Here is a 16,046-nt window from a genome sequence, read left to right on the forward strand (position 1 = left end):
CCGGTGTCAGACGTCCGTGTGATCATCCAACGCGATTCCGAGCGGGAAGAACGCGTGGTGACGACGGGCACTACGGCCGCCGACCTCTTCGCGGGCGAGCGCTCGATCATCGCCGCACGCGTGGGCGGCGAGCTGAAGGACCTCACGTACGCACTGTCCGACGGCGACGAGGTCGAGGGCGTCGAGATCTCGTCCGAGGACGGCCTGAACATCCTGCGCCACTCCACCGCGCACGTCATGGCGCAGGCCGTGCAGGAGCTGTTCCCCGAGGCCAAGCTGGGCATCGGCCCGCCCGTCAAGGACGGCTTCTACTACGACTTCGACGTCGAGAAGCCGTTCACGCCCGAGGATCTCAAGGCCATCGAGAAGAAGATGCAGGAGATCCAGAAGCGGGGGCAGAAGTTCTCCCGCCGTGTCGTCACCGACGAGGCCGCCCGTGCGGAGCTGGCCTCCGAGCCGTACAAGCTGGAGCTGATCGGCCTCAAGGGCTCGGCCTCCCACGACGACGGCGCGGACGTCGAGGTCGGCGCCGGCGAGCTGACGATCTACGACAACCTGGACGCCAAGACCGGCGACCTGTGCTGGAAGGACCTCTGCCGCGGTCCGCACCTGCCCTCCACCCGCCTCATCCCGGCGTTCAAGCTGATGCGCAACGCCGCCGCCTACTGGCGCGGCAGCGAGAAGAACCCGATGCTCCAGCGCATCTACGGCACCGCCTGGCCGTCCAAGGACGAGCTGAAGGCGTACCTGGACTTCCTCGCCGAGGCCGAGAAGCGCGACCACCGCAAGCTCGGCAACGAGCTGGACCTCTTCTCGATCCCCGAGCAGATCGGCTCCGGCCTCGCCGTCTTCCACCCCAAGGGCGGCATCGTCCGCCGGGTCATGGAGGACTACTCGCGCCGCCGGCACGAGGAAGAGGGCTACGAGTTCGTCTACACCCCGCACGCCACGAAGGGGAAGCTCTTCGAGACGTCCGGCCACCTGGACTGGTACGCCGAGGGCATGTACCCGCCCATGCAGCTCGACGAGGGCGTGGACTACTACCTCAAGCCCATGAACTGCCCGATGCACAACCTGATCTTCGACGCGCGCGGCCGGTCGTACCGTGAACTGCCGCTGCGCCTCTTCGAGTTCGGGACCGTGTACCGGTACGAGAAGTCGGGCGTCGTGCACGGCCTGACCCGCGCCCGGGGCTTCACGCAGGACGACGCGCACATCTACTGCACCCGTGAGCAGATGTCCGAGGAGCTGGACAAGACGCTCACCTTCGTCCTCGGCCTGCTGCGGGACTACGGCCTGACCGACTTCTACCTGGAGCTGTCCACCAAGGACCCGGAGAAGTTCGTCGGCTCCGACGAGGTCTGGGAGGAGGCGACCGAGACCCTGCGCCAGGTCGCCGAGAAGCAGGGCCTGCCCCTCGTGCCCGACCCGGGCGGCGCCGCCTTCTACGGCCCGAAGATCTCCGTCCAGGCCAAGGACGCGATCGGCCGGACCTGGCAGATGTCGACCATCCAGCTCGACTTCAACCTGCCCGAGCGCTTCAACCTGGAGTACACCGGCCCGGACGGCTCCAAGCAGCGCCCGGTCATGATCCACCGTGCCCTGTTCGGCTCGATCGAGCGCTTCTTCGCGGTGCTCCTGGAGCACTACGCGGGCGCCTTCCCGGCGTGGCTCGCCCCGGTCCAGGCGCTCGGCATCCCGATCGGCGACGCGCACGTCGAGTACCTGGAGAAGTTCGCTGCGGCGGCCCGCAAGAAGGGCCTGCGCGTCGAGGTGGACTCCTCCTCGGACCGTATGCAGAAGAAGATCAGGAACGCGCAGAAGCAGAAGGTGCCGTTCATGGTCATCGCGGGCGACGAGGACATGTCGAACGGCTCGGTGTCCTTCCGCTACCGCGACGGCTCGCAGGAGAACGGCATCCCGTTCGACGAGGCCATCGCGAAGATCGCGCAGGTCGTGGAGGAGCGGACCCAGGTCTGAACAGCCTGAGCCGAGCGGCCCCCGGGATCACCGTCCCGGGGGCCGCTTCTCGTCGCTCGCGAGGGAGAACGTCTGGATCAGCCAGGCCGAGAACGCTCCCGTCACCGCGCCGAGCAGGGCGAGACCGCAGGCCATCATCGCGATCGCGATCGTCCGGCCGAGCGTGGTCACCGGGGTGACGTCGCCGTAGCCGACCGTGGTGAGGGTCGACGCGGCCCACCACACGGCGTCACCGAACGAGTGCATGGTGGCGCCGGGCGCCCCGCGCTCCTGCTGGTACACCGCGAGGGCGCCGGCGAACCCGAGCAGCAGGGTCGACAGGCTCGCGTAGGCGATCACACGGGCGTGCACGGAGAGCCGGGGTCCTCCCTGCCGGCTCTGGACGACGTCGTAGAGCGGAACGATCCGCAGCGGGCGCAGCAGCGGCAGGACGACCACAAGGGTGTGCAGGAAGTGCGTGGCGGCGAAGCGCGGGAAGCGCTGCCCGCCCAGTCGCCAGCGCACCACGTAGTCCGCGGCGAACACCACCCACAGGCCGAGCATCGCGAACGCGCACAGGTCCCGCCAGACGTCCGGCAGGCTCACGGCCAGGACTCGGGTGGCGTAGGCGGCGATGAAGACCAGCGACGCCAGGTAGAGCGGGATCTCGGTGCGCCGCTGCCAGCGAGCCGCGCGACTTTCGTCGTCCACCGGCCAAGCTTGGCCGGAGAATACCGGCGGGGCGCCCCGGCGACACGCCGGGAGGGGGTGAAGCCATATGCTGCCTAGCATGACGAGTGAGCCGGAGCAGCAGATCGGAGTGGGGACCCAGGACGCGTTCCAGCGTCTGTGGACGCCCCACCGGATGGCCTACATCCAGGGCGAGAACAAGCCGACCGGTCCGGGGGCCGACGACGGCTGCCCCTTCTGCTCGATCCCGGCCAAGTCCGACGAGGACGGGCTGATCGTCCGGCGCGGTGAGCATGTGTACGCCGTCCTGAACCTGTACCCGTACAACGGCGGCCATCTGATGACCGTGCCGTACCGGCATGTGGCCGACTACACCGACCTCACCGGGCCGGAGACCGCCGAGCTGGCGGAGCTGACCAAGCAGGCCATGACGGCCCTGCGCACCGCGTCCGGCGCGCACGGGTTCAACATCGGCATGAACCAGGGCGGGGTCGCGGGCGCCGGTATCGCCGCCCATCTGCACCAGCACATCGTGCCGCGCTGGGGCGGCGACACGAACTTCATGCCGGTCGTGGGGCACACGAGAGTGCTGCCGCAGCTGCTGGCGGACACCCGGAAGATGCTGGCCGAGGCCTGGCCGGCGTAGCTCGCCGCCGGTGCCCTCCGCCGAGGGCACCGCTCACGCGTCGTACAGGTCGGCCTTCCGCGGCGAGGGATCCTGGACGTTGCCGCTGAGGAACGCCGAGCGGGCGCCGAACTTCTCCGTGTTCACGCCGTTCTCCTCCAGGACCCTGATCGCGGCCGAGTGCACCACGCGCAGCACCGGTGTGGCCGCGCGCAGCGCGTCGTCGGCCATGAAACGGTGCCGCCACGGCTGGTCGGCCCAGGCGTGCCGCAGGCCGAACGGCTCGGGCAGGCCCAGTGAGCCGCCGAGCCAGTTCAGCAACGGCGGGTACCAGGTCAGCGGGGCGCGCACGGCGAGCCGGACCACCTCGTCGGTGCTGACGAGCGGCAGCTTGATCGTGCGGTTCTCCCAGGGCTTGAGGGACTTGGCGACCTCCTTGGTCGGCGCCTCCGGCTTGCTGGTGAACAGCGAGTTCACCGGCCCCAGCGCGTGCCCGGTGACCTCGATGCGCAGGGTCTCGTGCAGCACGGTGACGGTGATGAGCATGGTGATGACCAGCTGGCCGTCCCACAGGGTCCACTGGACGCCCAGGTAGTGCCGGTCGCCGCTGCCGAACTGCTGCTTGTTGCAGATGTCCTGTATGGCGTGCGGCTTGACCTGGAAGGCCTCGACCTCGGTGCCCTCGGGCCGGGACACCGCCGTGGCCTTCTCGCCGATCGGGGTGACGATCCAGTGCCGTACCGACGGCTTGGGGAAGCCGCCGGTGTTGAGCGGACCGCGCTCCAGCAGGGCCAGCTGGTCGTGGATCGCGCGTATGACGTCCCAGCTGCGGAAGGGGTGGATCTCCCGGCCGGGGTCGGCGGGCACCAGGTCCTCGGCGAGCTGCCAGGCGCCCCAGCGGGTGCCCATGCCGAGTATGCCCTTGGGGCCGGCGTAGAAGACGGAGTTGGACTGCTGCTCGGCGCTGAGCCGGGCCAGTGACTGGCGCAGCGTCTCGGCGGCGGTCTCGCCGGGGCCGCGCGGCACGGCCTCCGGGACCTTGGCGCCGACGCTGGTGCCGGAGAGCAGGCCGTCCCAGCGGGCCCGCAGGTCCTTGGCGGTGCGCTCGCAGATCTGCTTGGCCCAGAGCCAGCCGAGCACGGGGACGACGACGGCCGCACGGGCGTACCACGCCCAGAAGCCGGTGAACGGCATCTTGATCAGGAACAGCGCGGCGAGCACGCCGACGCCCAGGAGCAGGGCCGTGGCCAGCGCGCCGGCGCGCTTGTCGTCACGCTTGGCGACGAAGGTGCGCAGCTGGAAGACGAGCAGCCAGCCGAGCATGCCGGGCAGGAAGAGCAGGCCGCACACCACGGTGATGGCGGTCAGGCGGTTGTCGCGCTCCCGGCGGATGTTGTTGGCGGCCAGGGCGTGCTCCACCACGAACTGCGGTTCGGAGCCGAAGGACTGGATGAGCGGCTTGCGGCCGGGGGCGAGCATCCGGTCGACGAGAGCCCGGGAGAACGCCTCGCCGAGATTGGGCCGGAACAGCTTGATCCGGCCGGGCTTGACGGTCGACTGGTGCCACTCGTTGTCGGCCTTCTTGATCTCGTCGATCGGGCTGTCCCGGTACGCCGCGGAGGCCAGCGCGGAGGTCGCCGCCTGCCCCTCGTCGCCCGAGACGGGTACCTGGGGCCCGTCCCACTCCGTTCCAAACGACATTCCCGCCCCCATCGCCGCCGGTGCCGTTCCTGCGGCCTTCCCGACTTCCCTGCTGCGCACACCTGTTGGACCGGTCGCCGTGCCGATACCGGACGACCGCCGGACGGGTGCGGCACGACGTGATCAGGTGATCAGCGTATCCGCCGGCACCGACAGCGCGTGGGCGGACGGCCGAAGCCGCCCGCCCGTGCGCCGGGCCTGTGCCCTCGTACTACCCCTCGTCCCCGGCCTGTTCGCGGATGCGTTCGGCGATCTGCGGCGGCATCGGCTCGTGCCGGGCGTAGCTCCGGTCGAAACGGGCCGTGCCGTGGGAGAGCGAGCGCAGGTCGACGGCGTACCGGCCGATCTCGAACTCGGGGACCTCGGCACGGATCAACGTCCGTCCGGAGCCCACCTGTTCGGTGCCGAGCAGCCGGCCGCGGCGGCCGGACAGGTCGCTCATCACGGGCCCCACGTAGTCGTCGCCGACGAGGACGCTCACCTCGGCGACCGGCTCCAGCAGATGGATCTTCGCGTCCGCCGCGGCCTCGCGCAGGGCGAGGGCGCCCGCCGTCTGGAAGGCGGCGTCGGAGGAGTCCACCGAGTGCGCCTTGCCGTCCAGCAGCGTGATCCGCACGTCCACCAGGGGGTAGCCGGCGGCGACGCCCTTGGCGGCCTGGGCCCGTACGCCCTTCTCGACGGACGGGATGAACTGGCGGGGCACCGCGCCGCCGACCACCTTGTCCACGAACTCGATGCCCGAGCCGCCCGGCAGCGGCTCCACCTCGATCTCGCAGATGGCGTACTGGCCGTGGCCGCCGGACTGTTTGACGTGCCGGCCGCGCCCGGTGGCCTTGTTCGCGAACGTCTCCCGGAGGGAGACCTTGTGCGGCACGACGTCGACCTGGACGCCGTAGCGGCTGCGCAGCCGTTCCAGGGCGACGTCGGCGTGGGCCTCGCCCAGGCACCACAGGACGACCTGGTGGGTGTCCTGGTTCTGCTCCAGGCGCATCGTCGGGTCCTCGGCGACCAGCCGGGCCAGGCCCTGCGAGAGCTTGTCCTCGTCGGCCTTGCTGTGCGCGTGGATGGCGAGCGGCAGCAGCGGGTCGGGCATCTGCCAGGGCTCCATCAGGAGCGGGTCGTCCTTGGCGGAGAGGGTGTCGCCGGTCTCGGCGCGGCTCAGCTTGGCCACGCAGACCAGGTCGCCGGCGACGGCACGGGTCACCGGGCGCTGCTGCTTGCCGAAGGGCATGGTCAGAGCGGCGATCTTCTCGTCGACGTCGTGGTCCTCGTGCCCGCGGTCGGCGAGGCCGTGCCCGGAGACGTGCACGGTCTGGTCGGGGCGGAGGGTGCCGGAGAAGAGGCGGACCAGGGAGATCCGGCCGACATAGGGGTCGGAGGAGGTCTTGACGACCTCGGCGACCAGCGGGCCGTCCGTGTCGCACGGCTTCAGCTCGCGCGGCTTGCCGTCGATCGTGGTGACGCCGGGCAGCGGGTGCTCGAACGGGGTCGGGAAGCCGCCGGTGACCAGCTCCAGCAGCTCGACCGTGCCGAGGCCCTGCCTGGCGCCGTCGGCGGCGGGGGCGGCGGCCAGCACCGGGAAGAACGCGCCGCGCGCCACGGCCCGCTCCAGGTCCTCGACGAGCGTCTTGACGTCGACCTGCTCGCCGCCCAGATAGCGGTCCATGAGGGTCTCGTCCTCGCTCTCCGCGATGATCCCCTCGATGAGCCGGTTGCGGGCCTCCTCGATGTCCGGCAGCTGGTCCTCGCCCGGTTCGGACTCCTTGCGCTCCCCGGTCGAGTAGTCGAACAGCTTCTGCGACAGCAGTCCGACCAGGCCCGTCACGGGCGCGTGCCCGTCGGGACCCTCGGGGCCGCGCAGCGGCAGGTACAGCGGCAGGACGGCGTCGGGGTCGTCACCGCCGAAGGCCTCGGCGCAGGTCCGGGTCATCTCCTCGAAGTCCGCGCGGGCGGCCTCCAGGTGGGTGATCACGATCGCGCGGGGCATGCCGACGGCCGCGCACTCCTCCCACACCATGCGGGTGGAGCCGTCCACGCCGTCCGAGGCCGAGACGACGAAGAGGGCCGCGTCCGCCGCCCGCAGACCGGCCCTCAGCTCCCCGACGAAGTCGGCGTACCCGGGGGTGTCCAGAAGGTTGATCTTGATGCCGTCCCATTCGACCGGCGCGAGGGAGAGCTGCACGGAGCGCTGCTGCCGGTGCTCGATGTCGTCGTAGTCGGAGACGGTGCCGCCGTCCTCGACGCGGCCCGCCCGGTTGACCGCCCCCGCGGTCAGCGCGAGGGCCTCCACCAGAGTCGTCTTGCCCGAACCGGAGTGGCCGACCAGTACCACGTTCCGTACGGACGCGGGCCGGTCGGCCTCCAGAGCCCTGCCGGCGGCCCCGGGGTGGTGTGTCTGTGCCTTGTCGCCCATGATCCTGCCTCCCGTGCACGGTGAGGTCACTGTGGGCGCGGACACGCAGGATCCTCCCCCAGAGGGGGCTCCCCCAGGCGGCTCCGGCGACGCCCGCGGTTATTCGAGCTTTCCACTCCCGTCATGCCGCGTCCATACGAAGGACCACGAACGGTACGGATGGGGCACCGATCGCGTCCCGCACCACACGCGCGCCGTGGCGCGCGCCGGTTCCCGGCGCGGCTGCGGGTGCCCGCCCGCCGCGCACACGCGCGCGTGGCTACGATGGGCCAGCCGGCGGCCACCAGGGCCGCGGCGTCACCGACCGTCGGGAAGGCCATGCTGAACAAGTACGCGCGTGCATTCTTCACGCGTGTCCTCACACCGTTCGCCGCGTTTCTCATCCGCCGGGGCGTGAGCCCCGACACGGTCACGCTCATCGGCACGGCCGGTGTGGTCGCGGGAGCGCTGGTCTTCTACCCCAGGGGCGAGTTCTTCTGGGGCACGGTCGTGATCACCCTGTTCGTCTTCTCCGACCTGGTCGACGGCAACATGGCCCGCCAGCTGGGCCGCTCCAGCCGCTGGGGCGCCTTCCTGGACTCCACCCTGGACCGGGTCGCCGACGGCGCCATCTTCGGCGGCTTCGCGCTCTGGTACGCGGGCCATGGCAACGACAACGTGCTGTGCGCGGTGTCGATCTTCTGCCTGGCCAGCGGGCAGGTGGTGTCCTACACCAAGGCGCGCGGCGAGTCGATCGGGCTGCCGGTCGCCGTCAACGGACTCGTCGAGCGTGCCGAGCGGCTGGTGATCTCGCTGGTCGCGGCCGGTTTCGCCGGCCTGCACAGGTTCGGTGTGCCGGGCATCCAGTGGCTGCTGCCGATCGCGCTGTGGATCGTCGCCGCCGGCAGCCTCGTCACGCTGATCCAGCGGGTCGTCACCGTCCGCCGCGAGTCCGCGGAGGCGGAGGCCGCCGCTCGGCAGAGTCCCAGTGAGGCCGCGCAGTGAGCGCCGCCGAACGGCTCACCGACGCGCTGTACGGCGTCGGCTGGAGCACCGTCAAGAAGCTGCCCGAGCCCGCCGCCGTGCGCCTCGGCCAGACCATCGCCGACCTCGCCTGGAAGCGGCGCGGCAAGGGCGTGCAGCGCCTTGAGGCCAACTACGCGCGCGTGGTGCCCGACGCCACTCCGGAGCGGCTCGCCGAGCTGTCCCGCGCGGGCATGCGCTCGTACCTGCGCTACTGGATGGAGTCCTTCCGGCTGCCGGCCTGGAGCGCCGAGCGCGTGCGCACGGGTTTCGACCCGAAGGACGTGCACCACCTGACCGACGGCCTCGCCTCCGACCGGGGCGTGATCCTCGCCCTGCCCCACCTGGCCAACTGGGACCTGGCCGGCGCCTGGGTCACCACCAAGCTGGAGACGCCGTTCACGACGGTCGCCGAACGCCTGAAGCCCGAGTCGCTGTACGACCGCTTCGTCGCCTACCGCGAGGGCCTCGGCATGGAGGTGCTGCCGCACAGCGGCGGCTCCGCCTTCGGCACCCTGGCCCGCAGGCTGCGCGACGGCGGCCTGGTCTGCCTGGTCGCCGACCGCGATCTGTCCGCCTCCGGCGTCGAGGTCGACTTCTTCGGCGAGACGGCCCGCATGCCGGCCGGACCTGCCCTGCTCGCCCAGCAGACCGGCGCGCTGCTGCTGCCCGTCACCCTCCGGTACGACGACTCGCCGGTCATGAAGGGCCAGGTGCATCCGCCGGTGGAGGTACCCGAGTCAGGTACCCGGGCCGAGAAGACGTCTGTCATGACACAGGCACTGGCCGACGCCTTCGCCACCGGGATCGCCGAGCACCCGGAGGACTGGCACATGCTCCAGCGGCTGTGGCTCGCCGACCTCGACCCCGCGAAGGGACCCGCGTGAGAATCGGGATCGTCTGCCCGTACTCCTGGGACGTGCCCGGTGGCGTCCAGTTCCACATCCGCGACCTCGCCGAGTACTTCCTCCGGCTCGGACACGAGGTCTCCGTCCTCGCCCCGGCCGACGACGACACCCCGCTGCCGCCGTACGTCGTCTCGGCCGGCCGCGCGGTCCCGGTGCCGTACAACGGCTCGGTGGCCCGGCTGAACTTCGGGTTCCTGTCGGCCGCGCGGGTGCGGCGCTGGCTGCACGAGGGCGCATTCGACGTGGTCCACATCCACGAGCCGACCTCCCCGTCCCTCGGCCTGCTGACCTGCTGGGCCGCCCAGGGCCCCATCGTGGCCACCTTCCACACCTCCAACCCGCGCTCGCGCGCGATGATCGCCGCGTACGCGATCCTGCAGGCCGCCCTGGAGAAGATCAGCGCACGGATCGCGGTGAGCGAGTACGCCCGCCGCACGCTGGTCGAGCACCTCGGCGGGGACGCGGTGGTCATCCCCAACGGCGTCGACGTGGACTTCTTCGCCAAGGCCGAGCCCGAACCGGAGTGGCAGGGCGACACGATCGGCTTCATCGGCCGCATCGACGAGCCCCGCAAGGGCCTGCCCGTCCTCATGAAGGCCCTGCCGAAGATCCTGGCCGCCCGCCCGCAGACCCGCCTGCTGGTCGCGGGCCGCGGCGACGAGCAGGCGGCCGTGGCGGACCTGCCGAAGGAGCTGCGCCCGCGCGTGGAGTTCCTCGGCATGATCAGCGACGAGGACAAGGCGCGCCTGCTGCGCAGCGTCGACCTGTACATCGCGCCCAACACCGGCGGCGAGAGCTTCGGCATCATCCTGGTCGAGGCGATGTCCGCGGGCGCCCCCGTGCTCGCCTCCGACCTGGACGCGTTCGTGCAGGTCCTCGACCAGGGCGAGGCCGGCGAGGTGTTCGCCAACGAGGACGCCGACGCGCTGGCCGAGGCGGCCGTACGGCTCCTGGAGGACCCGGCACGCCGCACCGAGCTGCGCGAACGCGGCAGCGCCCATGTCCGGCGGTTCGACTGGTCGACGGTCGGCGCGGACATCCTGTCCGTCTACGAGACGGTGACGACCGGCGCGGCAGCGGTCGCCGCGGACGAACGGACAACGGGCCTACGGGCCCGCTTCGGCCTGGCACGGGACTGAGCCGGGGCGTGATGCCGGCGGCGTCCGGGCGGACTGCGGCACCCCGATAGCCTTCGGCCGTGACCGCAACCCTCATTTGGATCCTCGTCGCGCTTGTCGCCATCGGTGTGTACCTCAGCTGGACCGCCGGGCGGCTGGACCGGCTGCACGTGCGGATGGACGCCGCGCGGGCCGCGCTCGACGCCCAGCTGCTGCGGCGGGCGTCCGTGGCGCAGGAACTGGCGACCTCGGGCGTGCTGGATCCCGCCGCCTCGATCGTGCTCTACGAGGCCGCGCACGCGGCCCGGCAGGCCGAGGAGGAGCAACGGGAGGTCGCCGAGAGCGAGCTGAGCCAGGCGCTGCGCGCGGTCTTCGAGGATCCGGCGCAGGTGGAGGCCGTACGCGAGGCCCCGGGCGGCGAGGAGGCGGCCCGTGAGCTGGCCGAGGCCGTCCGCCGGGTGCCCATGGCCCGCCGCTTCCACAACGACGCCGTGGGGGCCGCCCGCAGACTCCGCGAGCACCGCAAGGTCCGCTGGTTCCGGCTGGCCGGCCACGCCCCCTTCCCGCTGGCCTTCGAGATGGACGACGAGCCGCCCGCCGCCCTGGTCGAGCGGGTCTCCTGAACACCTCGTGGACCAAAAGGATCCACCGGCTTGCCATTGGCCCTTGCTGTGGCCTGGTCCACTCACGTTTCCTCTCTGGAGCAGTAACCCGCTTTCTCCCCTTTCAGTGAGGTCACCCGTGTCCACCACCGAGAACCAGGCTCCCGAGACCGGCACCGCCCGCGTGAAGCGCGGCATGGCCGAGCAGCTCAAGGGCGGCGTGATCATGGACGTCGTCACGCCGGAGCAGGCGAAGATCGCCGAGGACGCGGGCGCCGTCGCCGTCATGGCCCTGGAGCGGGTCCCGGCCGACATCCGCAAGGACGGCGGCGTGGCCCGCATGTCCGACCCGGACATGATCGAGGGCATCATCAACGCCGTCTCCATCCCGGTCATGGCCAAGTCCCGCATCGGCCACTTCGTCGAGGCCCAGGTGCTCCAGTCCCTCGGCGTCGACTACATCGACGAGTCCGAGGTCCTCACCCCGGCCGACGAGGTCAACCACTCCGACAAGTGGGCCTTCACCACCCCCTTCGTGTGTGGTGCCACCAACCTGGGCGAGGCCCTGCGCCGCATCGCCGAGGGCGCCGCGATGATCCGCTCCAAGGGCGAGGCCGGCACCGGCAACGTCGTCGAGGCCGTCCGCCACCTGCGCCAGATCAAGGGCGAGATCGCCAAGCTGCGCGGCTGCGACAACAACGAGATCTACGCCGCCGCCAAGGAGCTGCGCGCCCCGTTCGAGCTGGTCAAGGAGGTCGCCGAGCTCGGCAAGCTCCCGGTGGTGCTGTTCTCCGCCGGTGGTGTGGCCACCCCCGCCGACGCCGCGCTCATGCGTCAGCTCGGCGCCGAGGGCGTCTTCGTCGGCTCCGGCATCTTCAAGTCCGGCGACCCGGCCAAGCGCGCCGCCGCCATCGTGAAGGCCACCACCTTCTACGACGACCCGAAGATCATCGCGGACGCCTCCCGCAACCTGGGCGAGGCCATGGTCGGCATCAACTGCGACACCCTCCCCGAGGCCGAGCGCTACGCGAACCGCGGCTGGTAAGGCACCGGAACCCATGAACACCCCCGTGATAGGCGTCCTGGCCCTCCAGGGCGACGTACGGGAGCACCTCATCGCCCTGGCCGCGGCCGACGCCGTGGCCAGGCCGGTGCGGCGCCCCGAGGAACTCGCCGAGGTCGACGGCCTCGTGCTGCCCGGCGGCGAGTCCACCACCATCTCCAAGCTGGCCATCCTGTTCGGCGTGATGGAGCCGCTCCGCGCGCGCGTGCGCGCGGGCATGCCCGTCTACGGCACCTGCGCGGGCATGATCATGCTCGCCGACAAGATCCTCGACCCGCGCTCGGGCCAGGAGACCGTCGGCGGCATCGACATGATCGTGCGCCGCAACGCCTTCGGCCGCCAGAACGAGTCGTTCGAGGCCGCGGTCGACGTGAAGGGCATCGCGGGCGATCCTGTGGAGGGCGTCTTCATCCGCGCCCCCTGGGTGGAGTCCGTGGGCGCCGCCGCCGAGGTGCTCGCCGAGCACGAAGGCCACATCGTCGCCGTACGCCAGGGCAACGTGCTCGCCACCTCGTTCCACCCGGAACTGACCGGCGACCACCGCGTGCACTCCCTGTTCGTCGACATGGTGCGCGCCAACCGGACACCGGAGTCCTTGTAGGATCTCTGGCGTTCATACAGAGATGGGTTACGCGAAGGAGACAGGCAGATGTCCGGCCACTCTAAATGGGCCACGACGAAGCACAAGAAGGCCGTGATCGATGCCAAGCGCGGCAAGCTCTTCGCGAAGCTGATCAAGAACATCGAGGTCGCGGCGCGCATGGGCGGCGTCGACCTCGACGGCAACCCGACCCTCTACGACGCCGTCCAGAAGGCCAAGAAGCAGTCGGTCCCGAACAAGAACATCGACTCCGCGATCAAGCGCGGCGGTGGTCTTGAGGCCGGCGGTGCCGACTACGAGACGATCATGTACGAGGGCTACGGCCCCAACGGTGTCGCGGTGCTCATCGAGTGCCTCACCGACAACCGCAACCGCGCCGCCTCCGACGTGCGCGTCGCCATGACCCGCAACGGCGGCAACATGGCGGACCCGGGCTCGGTGTCGTACATGTTCAGCCGCAAGGGTGTCGTCATCGTCCCCAAGGGTGAGCTGTCCGAGGACGACGTGCTCGGTGCCGTCCTGGACGCGGGCGCCGAGGAGGTCAACGACCTCGGTGAGACCTTCGAGGTCATCAGCGAGGCCACCGACCTGGTCGCGGTCCGCACGGCCCTCCAGGAGGCCGGCATCGACTACGACTCCGCCGAGTCCAGCTTCGTGCCGTCCGTCCAGGTCGAGCTGGACGAGGAGGGCGCCAAGAAGATCTTCAAGCTCATCGACGCGCTGGAGGACAGCGACGACGTGCAGAACGTCTTCGCCAACTTCGACGTGAGCGACGAGATCATGGAGAAGGTCGACGCGTAGCGCTGCCGCGGGCTTCGCAGGTTCTCACGGGCCGACGGGACACACCCCGTCGGCCCGTCGCTGTACCGGGCGCCGGTGCACGGCGTTGTCAGTGGCACCCGATAGCCTGCACGAATAGCTGATCGAGCCGGCGACAGAAGGGGGCACGGTGCGGGTACTGGGGGTGGACCCGGGGCTGACCCGGTGTGGTGTCGGCGTCGTCGAAGGCGTCGCGGGCCGCCCGCTCACCATGCTCGGCGTCGGTGTCGTCCGCACGCCCGCGGACGCCGACCTCAGCCACCGGCTGCTCGCCGTCGAGCAGGGCATCGAGCAGTGGCTGGACGAGCACCGGCCCGAGTTCGTCGCCGTGGAGCGCGTCTTCAGTCAGCACAACGTGCGCACCGTGATGGGCACCGCCCAGGCCAGCGCCGTCGCCATGCTGTGCGCCGCCCGGCGCGGCATCCCGGTCGCCCTGCACACCCCCAGCGAGGTCAAGGCCGCCGTCACCGGCAGCGGGCGCGCCGACAAGGCGCAGGTCGGGGCCATGGTGACCCGGCTGCTCCGGCTCGCCGCGCCACCGAAGCCGGCCGACGCCGCCGACGCCCTCGCGCTCGCCATCTGCCACATCTGGCGAGCCCCCGCCCAGAACCGACTCCAGCAGGCCGTGGCCCGGCACGCGGTCCACGCAACGAAAGGCCGTACGGCATGATCGCCTTCGTCAGCGGCACGGTCGCCGCGCTCGCCCCCGACACAGCGGTCGTCGAGGTCGGCGGCGTCGGCATGGCCGTCCAGTGCACGCCGAACACGCTGTCGACGCTCCGCATCGGCCAGCCGGCCAAGCTGCACACCTCCCTCGTCGTCCGCGAGGACTCGCTCACCCTGTACGGCTTCGCGGACGACGACGAACGCCAGGTCTTCGAGCTGCTGCAGACCGCGAGCGGTGTCGGCCCGCGCCTCGCGCAGGCGATGCTCGCCGTGCACACCCCGGACGCGCTGCGCCGCGCGGTCGCCACCGGTGACGAGAAGGCCCTCACCGCCGTCCCCGGCATCGGCAAGAAGGGCGCCCAGAAACTGCTGCTGGAGCTGAAGGACCGGCTCGGCGAGCCCGTCGGCGCCCCCGCCGTCGGCGCACCCGTCAGCCAGGGCTGGCGCGACCAGCTGCACGCGGCCCTGATCGGCCTGGGCTACGCCACCCGCGAGGCCGACGAGGCGGTGGCCGCCGTGGCACCCCAGGCCGAGGCCGCCGCCGGCACCCCGCAGGTCGGCCAGCTGCTGCGGGCCGCCCTGCAGACCCTGAACCGCGCCCGCTGACCTGCGTCACCCCGCTAGGAGAACTTCGTGAACTGGGACGACACGACCGACACCCCCGCCCCCGAGCGGCTCGTCGGTGCGTCCGCCGACCGGGAGGACCAGGCCGTCGAGGCCGCCCTGCGCCCCAAGGACCTCGGCGAGTTCATCGGCCAGGAGAAGGTCCGCGAACAGCTCGACCTGGTCCTGCGCGCCGCACGCGCGCGCGGGGCCACCGCCGACCACGTGCTGCTCTCCGGCGCACCCGGCCTCGGCAAGACCACCCTGTCGATGATCATCGCGGCCGAGATGGGCGCCCCCATCCGCATCACCTCGGGCCCCGCCATCCAGCACGCCGGGGACCTCGCCGCGATCCTCTCCTCCCTCCAGGAGGGCGAGGTCCTCTTCCTGGACGAGATCCACCGCATGTCCCGGCCCGCCGAGGAGATGCTGTACATGGCGATGGAGGACTTCCGCGTCGACGTCATCGTCGGCAAGGGCCCCGGCGCCACCGCGATCCCGCTGGAGCTGCCCCCCTTCACCCTGGTCGGCGCCACCACGCGCGCGGGCCTGCTGCCGCCGCCGCTGCGCGACCGCTTCGGCTTCACCGCGCACATGGAGTTCTACGAGCCGCACGAGCTGGAGCGCGTCGTCCATCGCTCGGCCAGCCTGCTGGACGTCGAGATCGAGCCGGACGGCGCCGCCGAGATCGCCGGCCGCTCCCGGGGCACGCCCCGTATCGCCAACCGCCTGCTGCGTCGCGTCCGGGACTACGCGCAGGTCAAGGCCGACGGGCTGATCACCCGCGAGATCGCCGCCGCCGCCCTCGCCGTCTACGAGGTCGACGCGCGCGGCCTCGACCGGCTCGACCGGGCGGTCCTGGAGGCCCTGCTGAAGCTGTTCGGCGGCGGACCGGTCGGCCTGTCGACGCTCGCCGTCGCGGTGGGGGAGGAGCGGGAGACCGTGGAGGAGGTCGCCGAACCGTTCCTGGTCCGGGAGGGCCTGCTCGCCCGCACCCCGCGCGGCCGGGTCGCCACCCCCGCCGCCTGGGCGCACCTCGGCCTCACGCCGCCGCGCTCGTCGGGTACCGGAAACGGACAACAGGACCTGTTCGGGGCCTGATGGCAGTTGCGCGGCGAGGGCGATGGCCCAGCAGGAACCCAGGTGCCATGCTGAGCGTTGTTCCATGCGAGCGGACTCGCTTAGACTCCGCCGATGCCGCCCTTGCGGGCGGCGCCGACCCACCCCCATCCAACAGGCCGCTCACCGCGCGGTCGCGCGAAGGAATTTCCGTCCC

Annotated in this window: 15 protein-coding genes; 12 read left to right on the forward strand and 3 right to left on the reverse strand. The window is 71.3% G+C overall.

Annotation, left to right across the window (positions count from 1 at the left end):
* Positions 1-3 precede the first annotated feature (3 nt).
* The gene (gene thrS, locus ABZ937_RS17785) at positions 4-1,980 is read left to right on the forward strand and encodes a threonine--tRNA ligase (RefSeq protein WP_361692774.1); all 1,977 of its coding nucleotides are present in this window, start codon (positions 4-6) and stop codon (positions 1,978-1,980) included.
* Between the two features lie 27 nt (positions 1,981-2,007).
* On the opposite strand, the gene ABZ937_RS17790 is transcribed toward thrS, so the two are convergent.
* A complete protein-coding gene (locus tag ABZ937_RS17790; protein WP_361692777.1) occupies positions 2,008-2,670 on the reverse strand; it encodes an ion channel in 663 nt (220 codons plus the stop codon).
* A 67-nt stretch (positions 2,671-2,737) separates the two neighbouring features.
* Between ABZ937_RS17790 and ABZ937_RS17795 the strand changes: the two genes are divergently transcribed.
* A complete protein-coding gene (locus ABZ937_RS17795; protein WP_361692780.1) occupies positions 2,738-3,295 on the forward strand; it encodes an HIT domain-containing protein in 558 nt (185 codons plus the stop codon).
* A 33-nt stretch (positions 3,296-3,328) separates the two neighbouring features.
* Here the strand turns inward: ABZ937_RS17795 and ABZ937_RS17800 are convergent, their stop codons facing one another.
* Both ABZ937_RS17800 and ABZ937_RS17805 read right to left on the reverse strand, forming a co-directional pair.
* Positions 3,329-4,975 carry a hypothetical protein gene (locus tag ABZ937_RS17800; protein WP_361692783.1) on the reverse strand — a complete coding sequence of 549 codons (1,647 nt, stop codon included), beginning with the start codon at positions 4,973-4,975 and terminating at the stop codon, positions 3,329-3,331.
* Positions 4,976-5,186: 211 nt separating this feature from the next.
* The gene (locus ABZ937_RS17805; RefSeq protein WP_361692786.1) at positions 5,187-7,388 is read right to left on the reverse strand and encodes an elongation factor G-like protein EF-G2; all 2,202 of its coding nucleotides are present in this window, start codon (positions 7,386-7,388) and stop codon (positions 5,187-5,189) included.
* A gap of 264 nt (positions 7,389-7,652) precedes the next feature.
* Between ABZ937_RS17805 and pgsA the strand changes: the two genes are divergently transcribed.
* The 10 genes from pgsA (at position 7,653) to ruvB (ending at position 15,871) form a co-directional block, all read left to right on the forward strand.
* Positions 7,653-8,372, forward strand: coding sequence for a phosphatidylinositol phosphate synthase (gene pgsA, locus ABZ937_RS17810; protein WP_361692883.1), 720 nt, complete (start codon positions 7,653-7,655; stop codon positions 8,370-8,372).
* Positions 8,369-9,277, forward strand: coding sequence for a phosphatidylinositol mannoside acyltransferase (locus tag ABZ937_RS17815; RefSeq protein WP_361692789.1), 909 nt, complete (start codon positions 8,369-8,371; stop codon positions 9,275-9,277). Before pgsA ends, ABZ937_RS17815 begins: the two co-directional genes overlap by 4 nt.
* A complete protein-coding gene (locus tag ABZ937_RS17820) occupies positions 9,274-10,437 on the forward strand; it encodes a glycosyltransferase family 4 protein (RefSeq protein ID WP_361692792.1) in 1,164 nt (387 codons plus the stop codon). The genes ABZ937_RS17815 and ABZ937_RS17820 overlap by 4 nt, the downstream gene beginning before the upstream one ends.
* 59 nt (positions 10,438-10,496) lie before the next feature.
* Positions 10,497-11,039, forward strand: coding sequence for a hypothetical protein (locus ABZ937_RS17825; RefSeq protein WP_361692795.1), 543 nt, complete (start codon positions 10,497-10,499; stop codon positions 11,037-11,039).
* A 118-nt stretch (positions 11,040-11,157) separates the two neighbouring features.
* Positions 11,158-12,063: a pyridoxal 5'-phosphate synthase lyase subunit PdxS gene (gene pdxS, locus ABZ937_RS17830; protein ID WP_361692798.1), complete on the forward strand. Its 906-nt coding sequence runs from the start codon at positions 11,158-11,160 to the stop codon at positions 12,061-12,063.
* Between the two features lie 13 nt (positions 12,064-12,076).
* Entirely contained in the window at positions 12,077-12,682 is a 606-nt protein-coding gene (pdxT, locus tag ABZ937_RS17835; RefSeq protein WP_361692801.1) for a pyridoxal 5'-phosphate synthase glutaminase subunit PdxT, read from the forward strand.
* A 48-nt stretch (positions 12,683-12,730) separates the two neighbouring features.
* Complete coding sequence (locus tag ABZ937_RS17840; protein ID WP_361692804.1) at positions 12,731-13,483, forward strand: YebC/PmpR family DNA-binding transcriptional regulator; 753 nt, start codon at positions 12,731-12,733, stop codon at positions 13,481-13,483.
* Between the two features lie 148 nt (positions 13,484-13,631).
* Positions 13,632-14,171, forward strand: coding sequence for a crossover junction endodeoxyribonuclease RuvC (ruvC, locus tag ABZ937_RS17845; protein WP_059248256.1), 540 nt, complete (start codon positions 13,632-13,634; stop codon positions 14,169-14,171).
* A complete protein-coding gene (gene ruvA / locus ABZ937_RS17850) occupies positions 14,168-14,773 on the forward strand; it encodes a Holliday junction branch migration protein RuvA (protein ID WP_361692807.1) in 606 nt (201 codons plus the stop codon). The genes ruvC and ruvA overlap by 4 nt, the downstream gene beginning before the upstream one ends.
* A gap of 27 nt (positions 14,774-14,800) precedes the next feature.
* Positions 14,801-15,871: a Holliday junction branch migration DNA helicase RuvB gene (gene ruvB, locus ABZ937_RS17855; RefSeq protein WP_361692810.1), complete on the forward strand. Its 1,071-nt coding sequence runs from the start codon at positions 14,801-14,803 to the stop codon at positions 15,869-15,871.
* Positions 15,872-16,046: the final 175 nt, after the last annotated feature.

The organism is Streptomyces sp. NPDC046727 (assembly GCF_040645635.1).
Lineage (GTDB): Bacteria > Actinomycetota > Actinomycetes > Streptomycetales > Streptomycetaceae > Streptomyces.